Origin of the sequence: Providencia sp. PROV048, from assembly GCF_033688165.1 — a bacterium.
Lineage (GTDB): Bacteria > Pseudomonadota > Gammaproteobacteria > Enterobacterales > Enterobacteriaceae > Providencia > Providencia hangzhouensis.
In genome coordinates this window covers 3,882,512-3,907,104 of record NZ_CP096360.1, presented here as the reverse complement: position 1 = coordinate 3,907,104, position 24,593 = coordinate 3,882,512, and the positions used below count along the sequence as shown (strand labels likewise).

Genomic DNA, 24,593 nt, shown 5'->3' with positions numbered 1-24,593 from the left:
ACCATTATAATAGAAATCTGGTATAGACCAATAGGTGAATTGAATGACAAACAACAATTATTTGCTATTAACGCCGGGGCCGCTTACCACGTCTAAAACGGTGAAGGAAGCCATGCTGTTTGATAGCTGTACATGGGATGATGATTATAATTTAGGCGTTGTACAACATATTCGTCAACAATTAGTGGCACTGGCAACGGCCAAAGCAGGGTATTCTTCGGTCCTGCTTCAAGGAAGTGGAAGCTATGCGGTTGAAGCGGTTTTAGGTAGTGCAATCGGTGATAAAGAGAAAGTTTTGATTATCAGTAATGGCGCTTACGGTGCTCGAATGGCTGAAATGGCTCAGCGATTGGGTGTGGCTCATTGTGTTTATGATTGCGGTGAAGTGTCGTTGCCAGATGTGCAACAGATTGAACAGTTATTGCAACAAGATAGCCAAATCACTCATATTGCGATGGTACACTGTGAAACTACGACAGGGATTTTAAACCCGATAGAGAAAGTCGCGAAGTTAGCGAAGCAGTATCAAAAATGCTATATCGTGGATGCAATGAGCAGTTTTGGTGGGGTTCCTATGGATGTTGCTGAGCTTAACATTGATTTTTTAATTAGTTCTGCGAATAAATGTATTCAAGGGGTTCCGGGGTTTGCTTTTGTTATCGCCCGTACCGAGGCGCTTGAACGTTGTAAGGGGCGCTCTCGTTCATTATCGCTAGATTTATACGCACAGTGGCGCTGTATGGAAGATTTCCAAGGTAAATGGCGATTTACTTCTCCAACTCATACTGTATTAGCATTTGCCCAAGCACTCAAGGAGTTAGCTAAAGAAGGTGGCGTAGCCACTCGCTTTCAACGTTATCAAGGGAATCAATACAAGTTGGTGTCCGGTATGCGTAAATTAGGTTTTACCACGTTGTTAGAAGATAGCCTTCATTCGCCAATTATCACCGCATTTTACTCACCAAATTCATCTGATTACCAATTTAAGCAATTTTATCAGAGTTTAAAATCTCAGGGTTTTGTCATTTATCCGGGCAAGGTCTCGCAAAGTGATTGTTTCCGTATTGGAAATATTGGTGAAGTTTATGAAAAAGACATTGATGCATTGTTGTTAGCAATAAAAAAAGCCATTTATTGGGAAAAATAAGGAAAAGAAATGGACCGTATTGAAGCCGTTATTCTTGACTGGGCGGGTACTACTGTAGATTTTGGCTCTTTTGCCCCTACTCAGATTTTCATCGAAGCATTTAAATCTGTGTTTGATATAAATATTACATTGGCTCAAGCGCGCATTCCTATGGGACTAGGAAAATGGCAACATATTGAAGCACTGGGTAAATTGCCTGAAGTAGACGCTTTATGGAACGCAAAGTTTGGCCGCTCAATGAGTAGTGAGGATATCGATAAAATCTACGCGGCCTTTATGCCATTGCAAATTGCTAAAGTTGTCGATTTTGCTGCGCCAATCACCGGAGTTGTCGACACAATCGCTACATTACGCAACCAAAATATTAAAATTGGCTCTTGTTCAGGTTACCCTCGTGCCGTGATGGAAAAGTTAGTTCCAGCAGCAAAGGCATTGGGCTACCACCCCGACTACTGGATAGCAAGTGATGATCTACTTGCTGGTGGGCGTCCGGGACCTTGGATGGCATTACAGAACGTCATTGAGCTAGGTGTTGGTTCCGTATCCGCTTGTATCAAAGTGGATGATGCCGTTCCCGGAATTGAAGAAGGACGTAATGCCGGGATGTGGAGTGTTGGTTTGTCTATCTCGGGTAATGAGTTTGGTAAAACATGGGAAGAGTATCAAGAGATGACTGTAGATACGGTTAACTCGTTAAAACAACAAGCCGCCGAGAAATTGTATGCTGCTGGTGCTCATTATCTGATTGATACGTTAGCGGATTTGCCATCGGTTATTGATTGTATCAATCAGCGTTTGGCGAAAGGTGAACGTCCATAATGATAGGTTACCCTCAACTCATTTGGTTGAGTTGAGGGTAGGAATTTAAAAAACATTAATAGGAAGTTCTGGCGCTAATGTCGCTACCATTACCGCTTTGATGGTATGTAAACGGTTTTCTGCTTGATCAAAGACAATACTGTAAGGAGATTCAAAGACTTCTTCCGTGACTTCTAACCCACCAAACATATTGAATTCTTTAGCAAGTTGCGCTCCCAATGTGGTGTCTTCATTATGGAATGCAGGTAAGCAGTGTAAGAACTTAACATTCGGGTTGCCAGTGAGCTTAATCACATCCATATTCACTTGGTATGGTTTTAATAAATTAATGCGCTGTGCCCATACTTCTTTGGCTTCTCCCATCGATACCCACACGTCGGTATAGATAAAATCGGCATCTTTAACACCTTCGGCGACATCTTCCGTGAGTGTGATTTTCGCACCCGTTTTTTGAGCCAGTGCTTGGCAAGTATTCACTAATTCTTCTTCTGGCCAGCAGCTTTTCGGCGCAACAAGGCGTAAATCTAAACCTGTAAGCGCAGCAGCTTCTAGCATCGAATTCCCCATGTTATTGCGTGCATCACCTAAATAGGCAAATTTAATTTCAGATAATGGTGTATTTGGTCGGTGCTCTTGAATGGTTAGCAGGTCGGCTAATAACTGTGTGGGATGGAATTCGTTAGTTAGTCCATTCCATACAGGCACTCCCGAGTGCGCGGCTAAGAGTTCTACTGTGTTTTGAGCGAATCCGCGGTATTGAATACCGTCATACATCCTGCCCAATACTCGAGCGGTATCTTTCATGGTTTCTTTGTGGCCGATTTGGCTACCAGAAGGCCCTAAATAAGTGACTCTAGCGCCTTGGTCAAATGCACCAACTTCAAATGCACAGCGTGTCCGCGTTGAATCTTTTTCAAAAATAAGCGCAAAGTTTTTACCTGAAAGGAGGGGCTGTTCTGTACCGGCTTTTTTTTCTGATTTTAACCAAGAAGAGAGTTTTAAAAGTGAATGAATTTCGCTAGAGGTAAAATCAAGTAACCTTAGAAAAGGTTTATTATATAGGGGGTTCATAATTGGTAGCCTTTTTGTTTTGAATTAATATTCAATTTATATTCATAAAAATTCAAAATCAACCCCCAGCGCAAAAGAAATTATCTTTAAATATATGGTTTCACTGTCAACCGTATGGGAGAATGGCGCAAAGAAAGACGAGCGACAAAGAAATAAAAGGGGTGTGGATATGGTAGATAAAGCTGAATTGGATGCGCAGTACGAAGAAACTCGCTTAATTATCGAAGAATTATTGGAAGATGGCAGCGATCCTGATGCATTGTATGCGATTGAGCATCATTTCTCTGCTGACAACTTTGCACTGTTAGAAAAAGCGGCTGTTGAAGCTTTTAAACTAGGCTATGAAGTCACAGATGCGGAAGAACTCGAAATTGAAACGGGTGAAACCCTGATGTGCTGCGATGTGATCAGTGAAAGTGCTTTAAATGCAGAACTGATTGACGCACAAGTTGAACAATTAATGAAACTGGCTGAGAAAATGGGCATCAACTATGATGGTTGGGGCACGTATTTTGAAGACCCAGACGCAGAATATGACGACGAAGACGATATCGACCCTGAAGATCGCGTTCATTAATTATTAGTCGCATCATGCAACTGCATAAAAGGATAGCTAAAAACTATCCTTTTTCGTTTAGCGTAGAATTATAATGCCTTTAACATGCGAATTTCACAGTCACTATGACCCGTATTTCCTAACGGTTCATCAATAAATTCAAACCCTAATTTTTCATATAACTTAATAGCAGCTTGAAGTTCTTTGGTCGTTTCTAAATAGCAACGAGTGTAGCCTTGCGCTTTAGCAAATTCCAGTGACATCAGTACGATTTGTTTTGCTAAGCCTTTGCCACGTAACACGGAAGATAAATACATTTTCTGTAGTTCTGCTGTTTCGTTATCACCACCAGCAACTTGTGAAACACCGCCACCGCCAACAATTTCGCCATCCATTTCAACTACCCAGTAAGCACTGCGCGGTTCGCTATACACCTCAAATAAGGTATCTAAAATAGGGTCAGCAACGGCAAAGCCTTTGTCTGCGGTTAAGCCATGCTCAGCAGAAACTTCGCGAATAACGGCGGCGATCCCAGGGTTGTCTTGAGGTTGAATTAAACGAACTTTAACGATTTGGTTTGTGTCTGTTGTCATGAGAACATCTCTTTTATTTGTATTAATTATATTTTTCATTGCGGCATTGGTAGTCGCAATATGTATGATATTGGCACATTTTTAATATTTTCAATGCCCTAATACAAAAAAGCCCTGACTCATCAACGACGAGTCAGGGACAGATACTTAAAGCTTAATGATTACAAAGAGGCAATCGTCACTTTTTGTGCTTCAATTTTAGCTTTTGCTTCAATATTGGCAGTTAAGCGTTCACGCTCTTTTTCAACAACTGCAGCAGGCGCACGGCTCACAAAACCTTCGTTTGCCAGTTTGTTTTCAATGGTTTCGATTTCTTTCACCACTTTTTCCAGCTCTTTATCTAAACGAGCCAGTTCCGCGTTTTTATCAACCAGACCCGCCATTGGGATCAGTAACTCAGCACCGCTAACCAGTTTGGTGACAGAAACCGGTGCTTCTTCGCCTTCAGATAGCACGCGGATGCTTTCTAAACGCGCCATTGATTTGATAAAGTTTTGGTTTTCTTCGATACGGCGTTTTGCATCAGCAGAAGCACCACGCAGCATCACATCGAGCGGTTTACCTGGAGAAATATTCATTTCTGCACGAATGTTACGAACGGCAATAATGGCTTCTTTGATCCACTCAAGGTCACTCAGCGCAAGTTCATCCACTTTAGCGGCATCGAACTCAGGGAACGCTTGCAACATAATGGTATCAGCGTCAATACCTTTAACCACTTTAACTCGTTGCCAAATGGTTTCAGTGATGAATGGAATGATTGGATGAGCAAGACGCAGTAAGCCTTCCAGCACTTCGATCAGGGTGAAACGCGCTGCACGAACTTGCGCTTCATTACCTTTATGAACTGCAGGTTTAGACAGCTCTAAGTACCAGTCACAGAATTCATTCCATGTGAAATCATACAAAATACCCGCTGCGATATCGTAACGGTGAGTATCTAGCGCTTCACGGTAGGTTTTCACAGTGTGATTGAATTGTGCCATGATCCAGCGGTCAGCGAGTGAGAAGCTCATTTCACCACCGTTTTGGCCGCAATCTTGGCCTTCGGTATTCATCAGAACGAAGCGGCTCGCATTCCATAATTTATTACAGAAGTTACGGTAACCGGACAGGCGTTTCATATCCCAGTTGATATCACGGCCTGTTGACGCTAATGCCGCTAAAGTAAAGCGTAGGGCGTCAGTACCATGGGCTTCAATGCCTTCTGGATACTCTTTACGAGTACGTTTAGCAATTTTTTCAGCCAATTGTGGCTGCATCATGTTGCCAGTACGTTTTTCAAGTAAATCTTCCAAAGAGATACCGTCAATCATATCTAATGGGTCGATAACGTTCCCTTTGGATTTTGACATTTTTTGGCCTTCTTCATCACGGATCAGGCCTGTCATATAAACGGTTTTGAATGGCACTTGTGGCTCGCCGTTTTCATCTTTGATGAAATGCATGGTCATCATGATCATACGGGCGATCCAGAAGAAAATAATATCGAAGCCACTGACCAATACATCTGTTGGATGGAAGGTTTTCAGTGCATCGGTATTTTCTGGCCAGCCGAGAGTCGAGAATGTCCACAGACCGGAAGAGAACCACGTATCCAGTACGTCGTCGTCTTGGCGCAGAGCAATATCCGCACCTAAGTTGTTTTCACGACGAACTTCGTCTTCATCGCGACCCACGTAGACATTGCCTTTTTCGTCATACCATGCAGGAATGCGGTGGCCCCACCACAGTTGGCGAGAAATACACCAGTCTTGAATATCACGCATCCAAGAGAAATACATGTTCTCGTACTGACGAGGAACGAACTGAATACGGCCATCTTCAACGGCTTTAATGGCATCACGAGCCAAAGGCTCGGTACGCACGTACCATTGGTCGGTTAGCATAGGCTCAATAACCACACCACCACGGTCACCGTAAGGCACCGTCAGGTCATGAGGTTTCACTTCAACCAGCAGGCCAAGTTGTTCGAATTCTGCGACGATAGCTTTACGCGCTGCAAAACGTTCCATTCCACGGTAAGCTTCTGGGATTTCGCAGCTATAAGCGGTAGATGGGTTACCGTTGGTATCGAAAATTTCCGCTTCGTTACGAACGTTGCCGTCTAAGTCCATCATGTTAATCATTGTTAACTGATGGCGTTTACCGACTTCATAGTCATTAAAGTCATGAGCTGGAGTGATTTTCACACAGCCAGTACCTTTTTCCATGTCAGCGTGTTCATCACCAACAATTGGAATACGGCGGTTAACGATTGGCAAAATAATTTCTTTACCAATTAAATCTTTATAACGTGGATCTTCAGGGTTAACGGCGACACCGGTATCCCCTAACATGGTCTCAGGACGGGTAGTCGCGACCACTAAATAGTCTTTGCCTTCAGCCGTTTTTGCGCCATCAGCCAATGGATAACGCAGGTGCCACATAGACCCTTTGATTTCACGATTTTCAACTTCTAAGTCAGAAATTGCCGTGTGCAGTTTTGGGTCCCAGTTAACTAAGCGCTTACCACGATAAATCAAGTTTTCTTTATAAAGGCGAACGAACGCTTCTTTAACGGCTTTAGATAAGCCTTCATCCATAGTAAAACGCTCGCGATCCCAATCAACAGAATCGCCTAAACGGCGCATTTGCTGTGAAATTGTACCGCCGGATTCCGCTTTCCACTCCCAGATTTTGTCAATGAACGCATCGCGGCCGTAGTCGTGACGGTTTTTACCTTCTTCTGCTGCAATTTTACGCTCAACAACCATCTGAGTTGCGATACCTGCATGGTCAGTTCCCGTTTGCCATAAGGTATTTTTACCTTGCATACGTTGATAGCGGATCATGGTATCCATGATAGTTTGCTGGAAGGCATGCCCCATGTGCAGGCTACCAGTGACGTTCGGTGGCGGAATGACGACACAGAAGCTGTCTTGGGTGGTATCCCCATTAGGTTTAAAATAACCGCTTTTCTCCCAGTGAGCATACAGTGACTGCTCAATCTCTGCGGGGTTATATGTTTTATCGAGCGAGGGCTCATTCATTGGGCTATCTGGTTTCTTTTCCATTATCTTTTTGTATTCAGTAAGTTGGCGGCGCCGCCATAGTCAAATTGAAGCCGACGCTACGGTAAGTTTTATACCGCTCACGCGCCAACTGTTTTAAAGTTTCATCAATAGGTACGAAGTCTACCACTTCATGGAAAGCCGTGGCAAAATCTGCGAACTGATTTTGTAAATTAATCAGGATATCACGTGGGGTATTTCCCCGTTTAGCAGGCCAACAAATTTCAATCGGTGCACCATAACGCGGCCCTTCACCCGCCAAATTATGCGGGACAAACTGGTGTGGATCGCGTTGCCACAAGGCCTCATCAATCTTTTCAGCTTGTTGCTGTGTTTCGCAAGCAACTAAAACACGCTTTCCACTGCGCCACATTTGTGCGGCAAGCTCACAAGCTAGCCATTCATGGGCTTCAAGTTCAGGATGTGGTGATGCCTGTTTTAGTTGGTAAAATGTACCTTTTTTCATATACCCGTCATACTTCAATTTGTAGGGGTGTTGGCTACGCACTTTCGCCTTAGTCACATACTTTTGTATGCTCCTAAGGTCTCAATTGCTTGCCGCCTACCTACAAACTGAATTATTTAGGGTATAGCGTAAATTGCCATCCTTCAATTTGTAGGGGTGTTGGCTACGCACTTTCGCCTTAGTCACATACTTTTGTATGCTCCTAAGGTCTCAATTGCTTGCCGCCTACCTACAAACTGAATTATTTAGGGTATAGCGTAAATTGCCATCCTTCAATTTGTAGGGGTGTTGGCTACGCACTTTCGCCTTAGTCACATACTTTTGTATGCTCCTAAGGTCTCAATTGCTTGCCGCCTACCTACAAACTGAATTATTTAGGGTATAGCGTAAATTGCCATCCTTCAATTTGTAGGGGTGTTGGCTACGCACTTTCGCCTTAGTCACATACTTTTGTATGGGATGTGGGCTACGCGTTTTTGGTGACCAAGCGCAGAATTATGTCTATGTTGAATTATAACCTTTTTTATAGCTGCCTCAAAATGGCTTTCTTGGTGTATCAAAAAACCAAAAATAATATCCCGAGTCGCATAAATGCTCATCGGGATATTTTTACAAGTGATGTACAGCTAAAGCGCTAAATGGGATTACTCATCACCATTAAGGCCTGCACGGTTCAATAAGAACTGCGCTAGCATGGAGACAGGGCGACCAGTAGCGCCTTTTGCTGCACCTGAACGCCAAGCAGTCCCTGCGATATCAAGGTGTGCCCAGTTATATTTCGTCGCAAAGCGAGACAAGAAACAACCCGCGGTGATAGCACCAGCAGGACGGCCACCCGTATTGGCTAAATCAGCAAAATTAGGCGTGATTTGGTCAAAATACTCATCAGCCAGTGGTAAACGCCATGCACGGTCACCCGCTTGCTCTGAAGCGTTTAATAACTCATGAGCTAATGGGTTATGGTTTGACATTAAACCGGTGTAGTGGCTACCTAATGCAATCACACAAGCCCCTGTTAAGGTCGCGATATCAATAACCAGCTCAGGTTCAAAGCGCTCAACATAGGTGAGTGCATCACACAGAACTAAACGGCCTTCAGCATCCGTATTGAGGACTTCAACGGTTTGCCCAGACATGGTAGTAAGAATATCACCCGGACGATAAGCACGCCCACCAGGCATGTTTTCACAGCCTGCTAATACCCCAATGACATTAATTGGCAACTGCAATTCAGTGATAAAGCGCATTACACCGTAAACAGAAGCCGCGCCGCACATATCGTATTTCATTTCATCCATGCCTTCGGATGGTTTGATTGAAATACCGCCAGAGTCAAAGGTTAACCCTTTACCTACGAGTACGATAGGTTTGCAGTCGGGATCTGGATTGCCTTTATATTCCATGATGGACATCAGTGATTCATTTTGTGAACCTTGACCCACCGCGAGGTAGGCGTTCATTCCTAACTCTTTCATTTGCTCTTCGCCGATCACTCGCGTGGTCAGTTTGCTGTCTGAAATATCTGCTAATTGACGTGCTTGAGACGCTAAATAACCTGCGTTACAGATATTTGGTGGCATATTACTTAAATCTTTTGCCGCTTTAACACCTGAAGCAATCGCTAAACCATGGGAAATAGCACGTTCACCACTGGTCAATTCACGGCGAGTTGGCACATTGAAAACCAGTTTACGCAGTGGACGACGATGTTCTGTTTTATTACTTTTCAGTTGATCAAACACATACAGTGATTCTTTGGCTGTTTCGACGGCTTGGCGCACTTTCCAGTAATTATTGCGGCCTTTAACGTGTAATTCAGTTAAGAAGCAGACGGCTTCCATTGAGCCAGTTTCATTCAATGTGCTAATTGTTTTCTGAATAATTTGTTTAAATTGGCGCTCATCTAATTCGCGTTCTTTACCACAACCGATAAGTAGAATGCGTTCAGACAGAACGTTGGGTACATGATGGAGTAGCAGGGATTGCCCCACTTTACCCTCAAGTTCGCCACGGCGCAGCAGGGCGCTGATATATCCGTCACTGATTTTGTCCAGTTGTTCAGCAATTGGGGACAGACGGCGTGGTTCAAAGACTCCGACAACAATACAAGCGCTGCGTTGTTTTTCCGGGCTACCACTTTTTACACTAAACTCCATGCGTTCTCCTGAATCTTAAAGACAAAGGCCGATGCTCCCGCTAAAATTAGCGTTTCGCATGATCTACCTCATAGAGAATGAACTCTTTATGTTAAACTAACCATCTATACGCGAAATAGCTCACGTTGTATGCTGTTAATTGCGATACACCATGAAGTATGGCGAGTATATCTGGTTTCTCGAATATTAAGCATGTTCTGATATTTCAACCAGTATAGAGAATGCTTTTATATCATTGTAGCCATACAATAAACTAGAGTATATGTTAGTAAATGGCAGACATCGAACGAACTTAGCCATTTTCTTCCCAAAAGACAAGTTTTCACAGGCGTAATAAGCGTGATCATTATTAGATATTTGGTACGGGAAACCCTGAAAAGTCAGTTAGCCATACTTTTTGTATTGATGCTAATCTTTTTTAGCCAGAAGTCGATAGATATTCTTGGCGCTGCGGTTCAGGGCAACATTCCCTCAAACTTAGTACTTCCTTTACTGGGGTTAGGTGTGCCTGAAATGGCGCAGCTTATCTTACCTTTGAGCCTATTCCTTGGGCTTTTGATGACCTACAGTAAACTTTACACTGAAAGTGAAATCACGGTAATGCACGCCTGCGGTTTAGGTAAAAGTGTTTTAGTAAAAGCCGCGTTAGTCCTAGCGGTCATTACCGCGATGGTTGCGGTGGCTAATATCACATGGATGTTGCCGTGGTCATCTCAATATCAAGAGCAAGTATTGGCTGATGCAAAAGCGAACCCTGGGTTAGCCGCGATGGTGGAAGGGCAATTTAAAACCACTAAAGATGGCAATTATGTCCTGTACATTGGTGATGTAAAAGGTAGTAACTTCAAGAACGTATTTCTTGCACAGCTACGCGCTGCAAATGAACAACGGCCTTCAGTTGTAGTGGCTGATAGCGGTTATATGAAAGAAGACCCCGATGGCCGACAAGTCGTTGTTTTAAACGAAGGTACTCGCTATGAAGGAACCGCGTTACTGCGAGATTTTCGAATAACTGACTTTGTTAATTACCAAGCTATTGTTGACCACCAAACCGCAGAAACGCGTAGTGACCGAGTCGAGCAAAAAAATATGCTACAACTGTGGTCTGAAAATACTCCTGAAGTGAACGCGGAGTTCCATTGGCGTTTAACGATTGTATTCTCCGTTGTCGTTATGGCCTTGATGGTCGTGCCATTAAGCGAGGTTAATCCACGTCAAGGACGGGTATTAAGTATGCTTCCAGCGATGCTGCTATACCTCATTTTCTTTTTATTACAAAGTACATTGCGTAATAGTGCCGATAAGGGTGACCTTGACCCAAGGTATACTATGTGGGCGGTGAATGTGGGGTATTTGATATTAGCGATAGTCCTAAATGCGTGGAATACCGTCCCAATGCGACGTATGCGTCTTAAATTGAGTAAAGGGGTTGCCTGATGTTTGGTGTTTTAGATAGGTATATCGGTCGGACCATTTTAAATTCGATTTTAGTGACGCTATTTCTGCTCGTTTCACTGGCAGGGATCATTAAATTTGTCGAGCAGCTTCGCAAAGTGGGTGATGGCGACTATACGGCATTGAGCGCAGGTGTATTCACTTTATTAACTGTCCCAAAAGATATTGATATCTTCTTTCCAATGGCAGCATTGTTGGGAGCACTCATGGGGTTAGGGGCACTGGCTTCACGTAGTGAGCTAGTCGTCATGCAAGCTTCCGGTTTTACCCGCTTACAAATCGCATTATCGGTGATGAAAACAGCAGTTCCATTGGTCATTGTCGCAATGTTTATTGGTGAGTGGATCGCACCTGCGGGAGAACAGTGGGCAAGAAATTATCGCGCAGAAAAAATCGTGGGTAACTCATTAGTTGTGACAGATGAAGGTATGTGGGCAAAAGATGCCAATGATTTTATTCATATTCAGCGGATTAATAATGCGACATCGATTCAAGATGTGTCGGTGTATCGTTTTGATGACCAACGTAAATTGAAGTCAGTGATGTTTGCTGCGAATGGCGAGTATGACTCGACAAATCAGCTTTGGGTATTATCTCAAGTGGACGAGTCAATTCTAAGTAGTGAGAAAAAAATTACAGGTTCACAGCGATTAACGGTTGATTGGAAAACCAATCTCACCCCAGAAAAATTAGGAATAGTTTCACTGAATGCTGACTCGCTTTCCATCCGTGGCCTATATCAATATGTCTCGTACTTAAAAGAAAGTGGCCAAGTTGCCGCGGTTTATGAGCTCAGTATGTGGAAAAAAATACTGGCGCCATTATCCGCAGCCGTCATGATGTTAATGGCAGTTTCATTTATTTTTGGGCCGCTGCGTACCGTTCCGATGGGTGTTCGTGTTATTTCAGGTATTGTGGGTGGGTTCTTGTTTTACGTACTCAACCAAGGGTTTGGTAACTGGAGCCTAGTTTATTCGGTACCACCCATTGTTGCAGCAATTTTGCCGAGCTTACTATTTTTAATTGTTAGTATCGTACTATTAGTAAAACGAAAATAACGTTTTATAGGTCATTAAAGGCTGTGTATCTTTGGGTATCACAGCCTTTTTCTTTTCTCGTCATTTACTGAGTAATAAATTCCCTAATTTGCTGATAATTCTTAATAGTTTGTTTTGAGGACGGAATAAAGCTTGTTGTTGTCTATTATCTGCAGATGTACTGATATATTCGCCTTTGATCCCAACAACATTAAATCGACTTTTATTAGCTAACTGTTGAGCATAAGAAAAAATACCGCCATTCGCCGTATATGATTGTCGAACAAGATAAGCTTTTTTCCATTCTTGCTTTGTGAATGCAGTTTGTGCTTCTTTTCGTGCTTCTCTGACAAGTTTTTTATATTCAGGTGTTTGTTCTAATTTCTTTTGATTGTTTTTTAAGGGATGAGAATTGAGTGATTCAAGACCGATTTCTACTGATGTCGGTTTTTGCGGGGCAGGGAATATGTTTTGGTGGTTATAGATTCTTCTAAGTTGGAGAGCTAACTCAGAAACTTTGCCCTGCTTAATGGTACAGGGCCGTGTTATATGATGTAAAAAAAATGGAGAAATACGCATTTTAATTCCTATTCACAAAGTAGAAGAGGGATTAAGATTAGCCTTGAATTAGCTTATAGCATTGCATAAAACGATAATAAACTTAAGAAATAGCTTGAATAATAGCGGATTAGTACTGTTATTATTAACCAGCTATTGCATAACCTAATGCACTGATAAAGGCTACTATCCTTGTTTGCGGTTGAAATAACTTTTTTCTGGCACCTGAGATATTACTTTGGTCATCAATAGCTAAAATATTTTGGCGACTCCGGTTTGCTAATTGCTGAGCAAGTGAAAAAATTCCACCTTTCATACTATTTTGTCGTTTAAATTTAAAAGCAGCTTGGCACTTTTCCCGATATATTCGTCTTTCTTCTTGTCGGCAAGCTTTGATAGCTTGTAATTCTGAGCCTTCGAAATACTTGTAGGGATATTGAGTAGCAATAGACCTATTTTCTACATACTCTGGTTTTTTAGTACAATGGCCTTTAATACTATTTAAAACTTCTATCAATTCAAATTGGCTAATTTTGGGGTATTGTGTAGCCTGACAACTTGATGTTATCGCGTGGTTTTTTGTTCTCATTTTAGCTCCGCATGTGTTAATGGAAGGCTAAAAGATTATCGGTAATCTGAATGAATTGATTTTAAAAATGGATAGTAAAATTATCAAAAACAGCCTGAATATCTCAGGCTGTTGTCGCAATTAATGTAATAATGCGGGTAAATCCACGTTTTAAGGTTGGGGTGTAACTCGCCATTGCTTGTAACGCTTCGGCGGTACTCCTTCAATGTTTCCCATACGCATGGTTAGCAGACAGTGAAGCGACCAGTTCGTTAACTCCAATTGTTAATTTACTGAATTTACTGTTATCTTTGCGGGTCATCACCACAAATACCCCAATATTTTGCTGTGGGATCATCGCCATATAGGTATTAAACCCACCGCCACCGCCGGTTTTTTGATAAATTCCCGGAGTGCCGTTTTTAGGCTTCATATACACCCACCCAAGACCGAGCCCATCAGCATGGCCTGCAACATCCATCCCTTTAATTTCTAAAAGCTTTTCGCGTGGAAAATAGATGCCTTGTTCACGGGCTGCTGTGACTTTTCTTAAGTTACTGTCTGTCGATAAAAATTGCTGCATCCATTTTTGCATATCTGCAGGGGTAGAATACACGCCACCACTTCCTGCTGCTGCGAGTGTGTTATGGCAAGGGCTTGGTTTTGTTCCTTCCATTAACCGTGCGCACTGCGCATTATTGGGGGTATAAGTGGTATTCGTCATTTTGGCGGGAGACGTCACATAGTGGTTAAATAATTGCGGGTAAGAGACTCCCGAAGCTTTAACCATCGCATCAGCCAATAAGTCATATGCTAAGTTGGAATAAGAAGCTTCTGTGCCTGGTGTCGCATCTAACTTACCTGTTTTTAGCCATGTCCAACGGTTATCTTGAGTTGGCCAAATAAAAACAGGGCGGCCCCATTTTCCACCGGGTTGTTCTCGAGGTAATCCACTGGTATGGCTCGCTAAATGATATAAGCGAATAGGCTGCCCGCTGGCATTATCAGGCACATTAACGCCGTGGTAGGCATACTGCTGTAACGGATCAGTAATTAACAGCTTCTTATCCTGTTCGAGCTTAATTAATATTTCGCTTGTCATTAATTTGGTAATTGATGCAATGCGAATTAATGAATTTGGACCGGGTTTTTTACCATTGCCAGGTGCGGTTTCACCATAATAGCGTGATAACGCCTGATTATTATCGATAACAATGATTGCCATGCCCCGTGCATTGCTTTCATTAAAAATGCGGTTAGCATACAAATCGACAATCTTAGCGACGCGCTCGTAAGTCCTTCTATCTCCCTCAAAAACCTGCCAATCTGAGGATTCAATATCATTACTTTGCAGAAACTTTGGTGCTTTTTCTGTCTTACTTGAGCACGCCATTAACACCAAAGACAATGCAGATACAGACAGAATTTTTAGAAATGATTTCTTCATGTTGGAAGCCAGCCGATATGATTGTTTGCAAATGACCTTTCAGCCAATATTATTTTTTCTTAGCGAAAATCTTCATTACGACACCAATTAAGATGCCAATAAAGATACCTGTTGCTATCCACCCAACAAAACCCATGATTAAACCTTAAATATTGACATTAGATTGCAGATAAACTAACAAAAATAATGACCTGCCGCCAGCCACAGAGCCTTGCGATAAGAAAAATAATTTGGGAGAAGTTAACATACTCATTAATAGATATATAAACAAAAGAAGCTTTCTTTGTGATTTTATCAGATCTAAGGAATATGCTTTTTTTTTAATCGAACAAACAGTATCTTCACGAATAAGTGTTGCCAGTAGACACGAGGCAAGTATAATGGCAGCGTTTTCCAAGAAACACATCACTTCGTGCCGGAGTGGCGGAATTGGTAGACGCAGTTGATTCAAAATCAACCGCCTTCGGGTGTGCCGGTTCGAGTCCGGCCTTCGGCACCATACGCAAAATTAAGTCACCTAAGGGTGGCTTTTTTTGTGACTAAAATCAGTGAATTACTTCTTTTCTGCTCATTTTTCATTCTCTTCGTATCTGATGGTATCTGCGGGTATATCGCATAAAGCGGGATATAAATATGTATATCCCAAGTTCGATTTAGGGCGATATACAGTTTTGTTTGAAAAATGGCCTTTTGTGCTTTGTATTGCAAAGGTGATGGATGGAAGTGAACATTAGTAGTGAGAATTGATTTTACCGATAGCTCAAGAGCATGTATGACCTCTGTTCGGTAAACCACCTCTAGTGCCCGGCATCAGTCTGAGGTCGACTCGGGATTCTGTCCTGAAGACGATGAGGAGGTATTCAGTTGCCTCTTGAGGTGCAGTCAAAGAAATTGCCTTTAGCCCGTTTCAGTTTCAGGAGTCGGATATTACGAACGAGAGTATGAGAACTCTTATAGTCGTGAATATAACTATATTGCGATTTACAGCTCGAAGTATTTTTACCCACCACTGGCTCTTTCCACGCGTTGTGAGAGTTACCCTGAACAGATTAAATCCCAGCTAAAAGAAATTTCAGCACAATTGCCAGGCCATCGTCAGGCCGCGATTAACGCACTACGAACTACATTAGAAATCGTTCTCGACTATTTTAAAGTACCCACGAAGCGGAAAATCACTATCTAAGTCTGGATAAGCGCATCTCACTGATTTCAGCGCCTTATAAGTATGTTAAATCCGGATTCAGGGCAATGAAATGGCTCGGCAATACAGGCAGCCATAACCTCAAAGAGGTATCAGATTAAGATATTGAAGGAGCATGCTTGATGCTCGATGATTTTCTTCTTCGAATTTTCAGTAAACCAACTGATCATAGTGAAACAATTTCCCGGCTAACCAAAAACCATGCTCCAAAAATGAGAAATGAAAAGCAGTAACAATATTTCTCACTTTTAAATATCCAAATACAGGGCAAGATCATCCCATTACGGAGCTAATCCAAATGTCCGTTCTTCGCTCATAGCAGCCCTTCCCCGTATCCGTCAACTCTGTGCCAACAGCGGACATTGCTGGCACATGGTATGTTAGTTTAATGGGGGCAGGTCATCTCTTTACATTAAACCCATGCCATTGAATTATTTTTTGTCTGTTATTGCGCTGATCCCCCTTATTGTGAACCTCTTATCACCATTGAAATATAGAGGGGATTTGAAATAAGGACCATCTTTAATTCTTGTTGCTGTACTTATTAGATCCCCGATTGCTTTTTCGAGCCCTTTATCCGCAAATGCTATCGAGTCATCACCTATTGGATAGCCGGGCGTTGTAACTGTACACGGTATATTAGGGTGATTAACACAATCTAATAAGTATTTGTAAAATACATCTTTAGGGATGACTAATCCAAACTCGCGCCATGCATATTTTTTCCCCCAATAGTAATCATTTTGCACAGCGTAATTTACTCTTGAATCATTCTTGCCTTTGTTTTCATCATGCTTTTCTCTTGAAACTAATTTTGCACATTCGTAGCTAATATATTGATTAACTACAGAGGACTTCGATACACAAGATATATCTACCATTTTAACTCCACCTGCTTCGGTAAATCCTATGTTGTATCTTTCTCCAGGGACTAGCTCGTTTTCAAAGTTAGCTTCGAATTGATAGGTTGTATCTGTTGTTGCTGGCTGGAATGTGTGTAGATAACGACCATTACCTAAATCATGTTTCTGGTAGTTCGTAACAATCAGGTTGTGAATTGTTTTTAAATCTCTCGATTTCATCATTTGATCCATTTTATAAAAGTGTATCGGTAAGCTTACCCCACTATCATACATCCGTACGCAGTGAGACTGAAAATAAACCTATATCAGATGACATATATCAGTAATGTAATTGAGGGGTAGAGTATCTAGCTTTTCAGCAGGAATGAAATGTCCTAAGATTGATGAAATTTTTAACTCGAGCAAACGTTATGGCAAAAAAGCTAGAGCAATGGAAAAATAGACTTGCCGTTGAGAAAATTGTAGAGGGCATGAATGCTGCATCATCTAATGCGCGAAGGCTTCTGAACGATGCATCTGCTTTATTTGATTTAGAACGCTATCCCTCTGCTACCTCTCTAGCAATCTTGGCTATAGAAGAAGCAGGAAAGGTGTCAATACTTCGAGAGATGTCGCTGTTGAAAGATGGCAAAGATATCAAACAGATTTGGCACAGGTATCGCTCACATACTGAAAAAAATATGATGTGGGTGTTTCTTGATGTAGTTAAAAAAGGCGCCAGGAATCTCAACGATTTTTCACCAATTTTCAGCGATGAATCAGAACATCCCTTTGTATTGGATCAATTAAAGCAAATATCATTTTATACGGATTGTCTTGGTAAGGCACATTGGTCGATACCAGACAATGTAATCGATAGAGATACAGCTATAAGCATCATAGAAGCCGCTAAACCCTTAGTGTCGTCAACATTACACACAGTCGAGGAGGTTGAACTCTGGGTGAAGTACTTGGGGCCTGTGTGGAAAACTGATGATGCTCTTAAGCGTGAGGCATTAAAAAGTTACTTCGATGCCATGTCCGCAAAAGGACTACTTTCAAATAAAACTGCCGTCTCAGCATTCTTAAGTATCTGAATCAATATTTCTTTAGGGATATTGCTGTTGGCGCTGCGAGAGACCTGAAATGGTTGATCTGCTCCCCGTTGAACAACACGCCGCAATGTTGTTAACGTGACTGTTTGGCTACGAGATCAACTGCGAACTTCTGCTCCTCGCTCACAGCGGACCTCCAGCCCGGTTAGCTTGTCCGCTACGTGCCAGAAACAGACGTTGCTTATATTTGCCTGTATTAATCAATGTGGAGTAATTCAACTTTCTATTATGGAGGTGGTGTCCACTGTTTTCTCTAAGCAGACCACGTTCCCTTAACAAAATATTGGTGCAAGAAACTGACATTGACAGGGAGGCTATGTTATATGTCATTGACTTGATAAATAAAATATAAGCCTGATTATTTCAAGCTTATATTCATGGTTTAATTTTCTAACTTAACTTGATTATGGGAGGTGCATTTTTTAACCATGACGTATTAATAATAGTTTCAACTTCATTCAATAATGCCTGGTAAAGCATTAAATCCAGTTGGTCGAAAAAAGGATAATCTTTGCTGATGAGAAACTAAATCTATCTTCACCATGTGATGATAGTTTTTTTCAATGTTTTTAGAATATAATGAGTAAAAAAGATTTTCTGTGTTAATTTCCACAATGATTCCAGACATATCTAAGTCATAGCATTTCGCTAATGCTTTCAATTTTGGTGAGATTTTACTCTCTTTAAACTTTTCATTATATTCTGGCTGAAAATATCTTATCAAAGCAGCTTCGATCATATTAATAGATTGATTTTGGTTTGGGCGGTTTTTTAATGCCGACTTAAATCTCTTGTCATCGCTATCCGTATCATCAGTTAATCCAGACCTCCCATCTAAAGATGAGAATATTTGTTCATGCTCAAAGGCATACATAAAAAGCATGATCTCTTGATCTGGCTTGTTATAAAGCGTTTGCGCCAATATCTTTTGTAATTTTGAATGGTTACTTAAACGTTCAACTGCATTCCTGCTGCCATTTTTACCTACGGCTTGTCCGATATAAAGAACCTCATAGGAGGACAGATCTGAATAGCAATCTAATTTACTTGAATAGAACGTGGCAATGATAGATGCAGAGATATACGTTACCTCTTTCCCTTCATTATTTATACTAATAACCTCTCTGAAAGGATAGTTACATATTATATCAATTGCATCGTCTTCTAATATCCAGCTGTATTCAAAATGGAACTTGCTTTCTTTACCATCTATTTTGTATCCTATCTCTCCTGTGAGGGTGTTTTTCTCATGCTTAATTGTATTATCAATAAAATAAAAGCTTGGGCGAGCGCATATAAAATATATATGACATTTTGAAAGTTGTTCTTCTTGAGCTAAATTAATTTTTGCATCAGACGTCAGTTGCTGAGCAGTAACCATTGCTGTAAAACTATTTAAGTATCCAAAAGCAAATTCGTGTATGAATTTTCTTTTCATTCGAAATATCCTGTTTAGAAATGAATAAAATTAGTTATTTATAATAATGCTCTATTGAGTTCAGACTTACCATTTAAAAAACTGATATGCTCCCGTTGATTAATAAGCTGTAAGGTTAGCAATTCCTCCATCGGCTTTGAGAACAACTGCGAACTTCCGTTCCTCATTCGCAGCGGACCTATCGTGGTTTAAAAAAAAAACTCATGAAGTGGCCAACTTTATTGACCACATCATATGGCTCTACCTATGCAGAACCACATAACACGAGGGATTTAGTACTAACCTTAACCCACGGCCTGATCGAGTGCCTCGATTGCACCTATCATGGCTTCTACAGTTGCTCTGTCAAATTCTGCCCTGTCGTTTTCATCATGCGTACCTTTATTGAGATATCGCCATTCACGAGATTCTCCGCTAAAACCAGTCAAAACAGCGATGGGAGAAAATACGGCATTTTTATTTGGGTCATTAAAATCGGCACGACCAATTTGTTTTTTCAATTGTTCTGAGAGATTACGTAGCTCAATCGGTGCATTTGCTGACCTTAGTTTAAGACTGAGGTTACCGTCACCGTGCTTGTTTACATAACGCCATACCTTCCCCTTCATCAACGATTCAAGTGACTGCCTGCATTTCGTCAGCGCCTCCCTAATTTCATTACGTCCATAATGACTTCGCGCTGAAAGAATATAGTTTCTGGGAGCACAGTTAAAATCCACGCGGATATGTAATTCGTCCAGACGTGGTAAAAAGCTGAAAGTTTTCGATTGTGCAGCTATTGGGGCTGGCAATAAATTCTGTATGTCTTTGAAGAACTCTTCTCCGTGGCAGGCTAGGATGATTTGCTTATCTGCAAAGAAGTCATCTTCAAACAGCGTTCTTCTAATAGACTCTCTGTGATCGTCATCAATAGCATTCACCGGATCATCAAATATCAAAAGTGGACATTGCTCACTGATGTTTTTTGCCAACAAAATAGCTAACCCTATGCAGCGTACATGCCCCTCACTGAGCACATGCAGAGCATCAAAAAATTGCGTGGGGTTGTTCTGAAATGCCACCTCCAGTCGCTGATTCTGCATCAGGGGGAGTTTGATACCAGCGAGCTTTTCTCCTAGAGGGTCATTACGATTGAATGCATTGTACAGAGTAACAATGCTGTCTCCGAGGTTTGCAACCAACTGCTGAGGCAAGCCCTCTTTATGGGCATTCAACTGCAATACGAAACGGGTATACGCTAATGAAATTTCTTTGTTTTTTCTTACAGTGGATTCCTCAAGTGCAACCTCTTCAATAAGCTGCCTGTTTTCCGTATCAAAGTTGCCAATCAACAACTGAGCCGCAGCTATGGCCCTTTCTGTCGCACTTCTTCTTGTCTGCAATATTGTTATCTGGCGTTCTGACTCACGCAGACCCACAAGATAACGCTGCCGTGATTCCCGCAATTCAGCAGCTGCTTCTGTTTTTTTATCTTCTTCTTCCAACTGTAGCACCTGTTTCTCTAGAAGAGACCAGGGAGTTATACCATCGCCTGATGGTTGATGCAGTTCACGCCACAAAGTGATGCCATTGTCTTCCCGGAATCTTTCGAGAACATTTTCATGAGGAAAAAACTGGCAACAGGTGCCGACAACTTGCGAGACGCGGTACATCTGCTGGTTGAATGATTGTTCCAGCTGAGCTATTTCACCCTGTAAGGCTGACAAAAACTCAAGCTTCAGCAATTCCTCACTGGCATGACTGTAGGGGTTTTTTGTAACTTGCTGGAGTGGAGTATTGCAAGCAGGGCACTGTTCTGGACTGGTGCTCTGTAACTGGACGACTGCTTCGAATAAACTTTTAAACGAAACCTGCAGACTCGCCTGTGCCAATTGCTTCTGTTTGCCATCCAGATCCGCCAATACAGTTTCAACATAGCCACTTAAGTCCTTCAACATCACACAGGTCATGTGACTCTTGCGCGGAAGAGGGGTCAGTAACTCTGTCTCAAGCTGTCGGATGGCCCCGATATTTTGCTCATCCCCTTTTAATTCAATCATCATCTGCTGAAAAGAGAGGCCCTCGCGGTAGGCAGAAGCCAGCGTCTGTTCCTCAGAAGCCAATCCTTCAAGATCCGTCTTACCAGCTTCCAGTTGCTGGATGGCCCCCTCGAGTGTACGGCGTTTTTCTGCCAGTTGAACGGCTTTTACGCCTGTCAGATCGATGTATCTGGCATCAATCTCCGCAGTAAAACCTCGGACAAAATCATTGAATGCATCCAGCCCGAATAACGTTGATATTAGTTCAGTCTGCTTTGCCGGGGCCAGCGCCGCAATTCTTGAAAAGCTGTCGATACGGTTTTTTTCAACAAAGCAAAAGCGGAGCTGTGCTTCGTTATCCTCAATCGCCACGTCCTGCCCTTGAGCTCCAACACCAGTAATCACTGGTGCAGAAAATTGATTAACGTATGCATTTCTAAAATAGTCGGTTTGATTACGAAAGCGTTTACTTTCAGCCTCAGCAACGCTGCCTAATAATGTATATTCAAGTGCTTCGCAGAAACTGGACTTCCCGGTACCATTGGGCCCATAAATCAGCACCAGACGCGAATCCAGATCAAATTCCTCCTGTCTGGCAAATCCTCTGAACGGTCCAACGGACAGCCTTCTTAGCCGACTAAACGTGGAGACGCGTTCGGAGTTCTGCTCAGGCAGTGGCTGGACTTCCAGGCTGAGGGTATCCCAGGCAGGCTGCGCCAGCTCTACGATACGCCTAATCCGCTGGCCTTGCGCGGTACCTAACGGGATAATACTATCCATATTATCCCACACTAGGTTCGCCATTTTTCTGACATCGCCGGGTACATCTGCTGTGTCTAAATTTTGGAAAAAACGCAAAAACTCGTTACTGAGCATAATGAATCCTTTTTGACTTGTTGTTTTCTCTAGTTGTAAGGCAATGATAGAAGATACACTTTCAGCTTGTGTATTCACATAATCTGCAAATCAAATATCTGCAGTTCCGCTCTCGTGTTGAACTGAACCCTGATGAAGACGGGATGAATCGCCACGATTTCGATAGTCATGCCAACGTCCGCTCCCGCTCAAAGCTGCCCCTCACTTCTTTAACAAAGGCTCATTTGCATATCAAATGACTCCCAAATGACAGTCATTTGATATGCAAATGAGCCTCAAATCGCGGTCATTAAAAATCATGGTGTTATAGGTCGCCGATGCAAAAAATTTCATACGCCTGAAGGCTTACAAAAAATGCATCGCCTGAAGACTCACTCGATCAAGGCTTTTACCCCCAATGACGCTATGCGTTATATAAAGAAAAGGTCTGAAGGCCTTGAGGAGCAAGGGCTGAAAGGGAAAATGCGCAACTTAATTGATGCAACGTTGATTTAGTTATTATTTTTTACTAACTTATAAAGTATACGAGCCGCTCACGAGAGCTGTCAGGGCTAATACTGACAACATGAACTTCTCGATGGCAATGCTTGGCCGATAACAAGCACATAACTTCGCTGTAACGGCAAAACCTGGCCAAAACAGGTATCAAATTTATGGCATTTCTAACTTTTTAGTAAGTTACAAATACATGCCTTAACTCTATCAAATCTATGACGATGCACCCCCATTGTATCAATTTTTCAATACAATGATGTTTTATCAGCATTTTCTTAACTCTATTAAATCTAACGCAGACCCCAAATCTGATGGGGACCTATTCCTGCGATAAAACTTCACCATTATACATTCCAGGGCGAGATCAGTCCGAGCCTGCCTAAAAGAAGGCTAACTGGGGCGAACAGGCGCTATGCATCATGGCATTCATAGTGGTCGCTGGTCATAGGCCAGATGTTCTTACAATGAGGAGGAATTATGTTTGATGCAGAGAGGGCAGTCAGGCAATTGCAGGAAGAGACACGGCTACGCAGAAAGAAACCTTACCGGCGTAACCAATCGCGTTTGGACAGATATCGGGTAGAAATTCTTGCATTGAAACATCACGGTGCTTCTGCCGCTGAAATTCAGCGTTGGTTAAGACAGAAAAGAGTCTGTGTCGTTTTAACGACAGTTACACGCTGGCTGGAGAAAAATTATGGCTAGATTTTCAGCCAAAAAATCGGACCGTGAAATTGCAAAACGTCAGGCTGCTAATGTCATGAAATCCTTGCAGGGACATATTTTCCAGTCTGTCGGTACAGTCAGAAATTATCAGACAGCACTAACACGTATTGGGCTACATTTTAGAACGCATAATGGCGTGAATCTGCAGGATATTACACCTGAAATGGCAAACCAATACTTCGACAGTAGGGCTGCTTCTGTTGGCCAAAAAAGCCTGGATATGGAGCGTCAGGCCCTACAGGCGATGATGGTACACCTGACTCGAGTTTTGCCCGATGGCCACACATTGAGAGTAGTACGTTCTCTGCATAAACAGTCGTTGTCATCCAGATCCTATACATCAGAACAAATTGAAATTATTGCATCCCACCAGTCAGACAAAAACCGGTTAGCCACTCGTATTGCCTATCAAGCAGGATTACGCAGTCACGAGTTGTTTTCTCTGCGTGAATGGCGGTATCGCGAACCCAGTGTCCGGCCTGCGTCAGATAAAAAATTTATGGGGCGGGGCGGCGTATCATACACAGTGCATGGTAAAGGCGGATTGGTTCGCGAGATCAAATTAGCAGCAGAATTAGCAAAAATGCTGGAGAGCAGGCGATTAGCAGAACCGGTAACAGTCACGGACCGAGGTATTCATTATCAGCAATTTTATGCGATCTCTGCGGGCCAGGCTTGGAGTCGGTCATTCAGCAATGCCAGCACCAGAGCATTAGGATGGTCAGCGGGGAGCCATGGAACGCGACACAGTTATGCCCAAGCGCGCATGGCCGAGCTACAAGATTATGGATGTTCCTATGACGAGTCACTCGAGGTGGTGAGTCAGGAAATGGGCCATTTTAGAGCAGAAATCACCAAAACTTACCTTAGGTGAAAAGAATTTAAATCTTTTGTTTTGTGTTTATTGCTATTTTTGTGGTGTTATTTGCTATTTATTGTTAGTTTATTTTTATTAA

20 protein-coding genes and 1 tRNA gene are annotated in these 24,593 nt (G+C 42.3%); 10 read left to right on the top strand and 11 right to left on the bottom strand.

The window, feature by feature from the left end:
* Positions 1-43: 43 nt before the first annotated feature.
* Together phnW and phnX are read left to right on the top strand one after the other, a co-directional pair.
* A complete protein-coding gene (gene phnW / locus M1F26_RS17450) occupies positions 44-1,147 on the top strand; it encodes a 2-aminoethylphosphonate--pyruvate transaminase (RefSeq protein ID WP_140171809.1) in 1,104 nt (367 codons plus the stop codon).
* A 9-nt stretch (positions 1,148-1,156) separates the two neighbouring features.
* Entirely contained in the window at positions 1,157-1,966 is an 810-nt protein-coding gene (gene phnX / locus M1F26_RS17445) for a phosphonoacetaldehyde hydrolase (protein WP_140171808.1), read from the top strand.
* Between the two features lie 45 nt (positions 1,967-2,011).
* On the opposite strand, the gene argF is transcribed toward phnX, so the two are convergent.
* Complete coding sequence (gene argF / locus M1F26_RS17440) at positions 2,012-3,037, bottom strand: ornithine carbamoyltransferase (RefSeq protein ID WP_109912106.1); 1,026 nt, start codon at positions 3,035-3,037, stop codon at positions 2,012-2,014.
* Positions 3,038-3,206: 169 nt separating this feature from the next.
* On the opposite strand from argF, the gene rraB reads away from it, so the two are divergent.
* Entirely contained in the window at positions 3,207-3,614 is a 408-nt protein-coding gene (gene rraB / locus M1F26_RS17435; RefSeq protein WP_180359503.1) for a ribonuclease E inhibitor RraB, read from the top strand.
* A 68-nt stretch (positions 3,615-3,682) separates the two neighbouring features.
* Here the strand turns inward: rraB and M1F26_RS17430 are convergent, their stop codons facing one another.
* The 4 genes from M1F26_RS17430 to pepA form a co-directional block, all read right to left on the bottom strand.
* Positions 3,683-4,186, bottom strand: a complete 504-nt coding sequence (locus M1F26_RS17430) for a GNAT family N-acetyltransferase (RefSeq protein ID WP_140171806.1) — start codon at positions 4,184-4,186, stop codon at positions 3,683-3,685.
* Between the two features lie 161 nt (positions 4,187-4,347).
* Positions 4,348-7,218: a valine--tRNA ligase gene (locus M1F26_RS17425; RefSeq protein ID WP_180359506.1), complete on the bottom strand. Its 2,871-nt coding sequence runs from the start codon at positions 7,216-7,218 to the stop codon at positions 4,348-4,350.
* 37 nt (positions 7,219-7,255) lie between these two features.
* Complete coding sequence (locus tag M1F26_RS17420; protein WP_094961630.1) at positions 7,256-7,705, bottom strand: DNA polymerase III subunit chi; 450 nt, start codon at positions 7,703-7,705, stop codon at positions 7,256-7,258.
* A 644-nt stretch (positions 7,706-8,349) separates the two neighbouring features.
* The gene (pepA, locus tag M1F26_RS17415; RefSeq protein WP_004264329.1) at positions 8,350-9,861 is read right to left on the bottom strand and encodes a leucyl aminopeptidase; all 1,512 of its coding nucleotides are present in this window, start codon (positions 9,859-9,861) and stop codon (positions 8,350-8,352) included.
* A 339-nt stretch (positions 9,862-10,200) separates the two neighbouring features.
* Between pepA and lptF the strand changes: the two genes are divergently transcribed.
* Together lptF and lptG are read left to right on the top strand one after the other, a co-directional pair.
* Positions 10,201-11,298, top strand: a complete 1,098-nt coding sequence (gene lptF / locus M1F26_RS17410) for an LPS export ABC transporter permease LptF (protein WP_036958756.1) — start codon at positions 10,201-10,203, stop codon at positions 11,296-11,298.
* Positions 11,298-12,374 (top strand): LPS export ABC transporter permease LptG, encoded by a 1,077-nt coding sequence (gene lptG, locus M1F26_RS17405; RefSeq protein ID WP_004907535.1) that lies wholly within the window; start codon positions 11,298-11,300, stop codon positions 12,372-12,374. The genes lptF and lptG overlap by 1 nt, the downstream gene beginning before the upstream one ends.
* Before the next feature lie 60 nt (positions 12,375-12,434).
* Here the strand turns inward: lptG and M1F26_RS17400 are convergent, their stop codons facing one another.
* From M1F26_RS17400 to ampH, 3 genes are all read right to left on the bottom strand, one after another.
* Positions 12,435-12,932 (bottom strand): hypothetical protein, encoded by a 498-nt coding sequence (locus M1F26_RS17400; RefSeq protein ID WP_109912102.1) that lies wholly within the window; start codon positions 12,930-12,932, stop codon positions 12,435-12,437.
* Positions 12,933-13,056: 124 nt separating this feature from the next.
* Positions 13,057-13,500 (bottom strand): hypothetical protein, encoded by a 444-nt coding sequence (locus tag M1F26_RS17395; protein WP_140171804.1) that lies wholly within the window; start codon positions 13,498-13,500, stop codon positions 13,057-13,059.
* A 202-nt stretch (positions 13,501-13,702) separates the two neighbouring features.
* Positions 13,703-14,926, bottom strand: a complete 1,224-nt coding sequence (ampH, locus tag M1F26_RS17390; protein WP_094961627.1) for a D-alanyl-D-alanine-carboxypeptidase/endopeptidase AmpH — start codon at positions 14,924-14,926, stop codon at positions 13,703-13,705.
* Positions 14,927-15,340: 414 nt separating this feature from the next.
* Between ampH and M1F26_RS17385 the strand changes: the two genes are divergently transcribed.
* Positions 15,341-15,425, top strand: a tRNA-Leu gene (locus M1F26_RS17385).
* A 1,133-nt stretch (positions 15,426-16,558) separates the two neighbouring features.
* Here the strand turns inward: M1F26_RS17385 and M1F26_RS17380 are convergent.
* Positions 16,559-17,212 (bottom strand): hypothetical protein, encoded by a 654-nt coding sequence (locus M1F26_RS17380; protein WP_206608470.1) that lies wholly within the window; start codon positions 17,210-17,212, stop codon positions 16,559-16,561.
* A gap of 188 nt (positions 17,213-17,400) precedes the next feature.
* On the opposite strand from M1F26_RS17380, the gene M1F26_RS17375 reads away from it, so the two are divergent.
* Positions 17,401-18,066: an AbiV family abortive infection protein gene (locus tag M1F26_RS17375; protein ID WP_272666897.1), complete on the top strand. Its 666-nt coding sequence runs from the start codon at positions 17,401-17,403 to the stop codon at positions 18,064-18,066.
* 472 nt (positions 18,067-18,538) lie between these two features.
* On the opposite strand, the gene M1F26_RS17370 is transcribed toward M1F26_RS17375, so the two are convergent.
* A complete protein-coding gene (locus tag M1F26_RS17370; RefSeq protein ID WP_318837625.1) occupies positions 18,539-19,522 on the bottom strand; it encodes a hypothetical protein in 984 nt (327 codons plus the stop codon).
* A gap of 284 nt (positions 19,523-19,806) precedes the next feature.
* On the bottom strand, positions 19,807-22,494 hold the full coding sequence (locus M1F26_RS17365; RefSeq protein WP_318837624.1) for an AAA family ATPase: 2,688 nt from the start codon (positions 22,492-22,494) through the stop codon (positions 19,807-19,809).
* Positions 22,495-22,770: 276 nt separating this feature from the next.
* On the opposite strand from M1F26_RS17365, the gene M1F26_RS17360 reads away from it, so the two are divergent.
* The 3 genes from M1F26_RS17360 to M1F26_RS17350 all read left to right on the top strand — a co-directional run bounded on the left by M1F26_RS17360 (position 22,771) and on the right by M1F26_RS17350 (position 24,511).
* Positions 22,771-22,911, top strand: a complete 141-nt coding sequence (locus M1F26_RS17360) for a hypothetical protein (RefSeq protein WP_164529230.1) — start codon at positions 22,771-22,773, stop codon at positions 22,909-22,911.
* Between the two features lie 477 nt (positions 22,912-23,388).
* A complete protein-coding gene (locus M1F26_RS17355; protein ID WP_164529229.1) occupies positions 23,389-23,616 on the top strand; it encodes a hypothetical protein in 228 nt (75 codons plus the stop codon).
* Positions 23,609-24,511, top strand: a complete 903-nt coding sequence (locus M1F26_RS17350; protein WP_202983388.1) for a site-specific integrase — start codon at positions 23,609-23,611, stop codon at positions 24,509-24,511. The genes M1F26_RS17355 and M1F26_RS17350 overlap by 8 nt, the downstream gene beginning before the upstream one ends.
* Positions 24,512-24,593: the final 82 nt, after the last annotated feature.

Excerpts from the sequence above, each read along its gene's own strand:
- phnW (WP_140171809.1), top strand. The coding sequence starts at position 44 with ATGACAAACAACAATTATTTGCTATTAACGCCGGGGCCGCTTACCACG.
- phnX (WP_140171808.1), top strand. The coding sequence starts at position 1,157 with ATGGACCGTATTGAAGCCGTTATTCTTGACTGGGCGGGTACTACTGTA.
- argF (WP_109912106.1), bottom strand. The coding sequence starts at position 3,037 with ATGAACCCCCTATATAATAAACCTTTTCTAAGGTTACTTGATTTTACC.
- rraB (WP_180359503.1), top strand. The coding sequence starts at position 3,207 with ATGGTAGATAAAGCTGAATTGGATGCGCAGTACGAAGAAACTCGCTTA.
- M1F26_RS17430 (WP_140171806.1), bottom strand. The coding sequence starts at position 4,186 with ATGACAACAGACACAAACCAAATCGTTAAAGTTCGTTTAATTCAACCT.
- M1F26_RS17425 (WP_180359506.1), bottom strand. The coding sequence starts at position 7,218 with ATGAATGAGCCCTCGCTCGATAAAACATATAACCCCGCAGAGATTGAG.
- M1F26_RS17420 (WP_094961630.1), bottom strand. The coding sequence starts at position 7,705 with ATGAAAAAAGGTACATTTTACCAACTAAAACAGGCATCACCACATCCT.
- pepA (WP_004264329.1), bottom strand. The coding sequence starts at position 9,861 with ATGGAGTTTAGTGTAAAAAGTGGTAGCCCGGAAAAACAACGCAGCGCT.
- lptG (WP_004907535.1), top strand. The coding sequence starts at position 11,298 with ATGTTTGGTGTTTTAGATAGGTATATCGGTCGGACCATTTTAAATTCG.
- M1F26_RS17400 (WP_109912102.1), bottom strand. The coding sequence starts at position 12,932 with ATGCGTATTTCTCCATTTTTTTTACATCATATAACACGGCCCTGTACC.
- M1F26_RS17395 (WP_140171804.1), bottom strand. The coding sequence starts at position 13,500 with ATGAGAACAAAAAACCACGCGATAACATCAAGTTGTCAGGCTACACAA.
- ampH (WP_094961627.1), bottom strand. The coding sequence starts at position 14,926 with ATGAAGAAATCATTTCTAAAAATTCTGTCTGTATCTGCATTGTCTTTG.
- M1F26_RS17380 (WP_206608470.1), bottom strand. The coding sequence starts at position 17,212 with ATGATGAAATCGAGAGATTTAAAAACAATTCACAACCTGATTGTTACG.
- M1F26_RS17375 (WP_272666897.1), top strand. The coding sequence starts at position 17,401 with ATGGCAAAAAAGCTAGAGCAATGGAAAAATAGACTTGCCGTTGAGAAA.
- M1F26_RS17370 (WP_318837625.1), bottom strand. The coding sequence starts at position 19,522 with ATGAAAAGAAAATTCATACACGAATTTGCTTTTGGATACTTAAATAGT.
- M1F26_RS17360 (WP_164529230.1), top strand. The coding sequence starts at position 22,771 with ATGCATCGCCTGAAGACTCACTCGATCAAGGCTTTTACCCCCAATGAC.
- M1F26_RS17355 (WP_164529229.1), top strand. The coding sequence starts at position 23,389 with ATGTTTGATGCAGAGAGGGCAGTCAGGCAATTGCAGGAAGAGACACGG.
- M1F26_RS17350 (WP_202983388.1), top strand. The coding sequence starts at position 23,609 with ATGGCTAGATTTTCAGCCAAAAAATCGGACCGTGAAATTGCAAAACGT.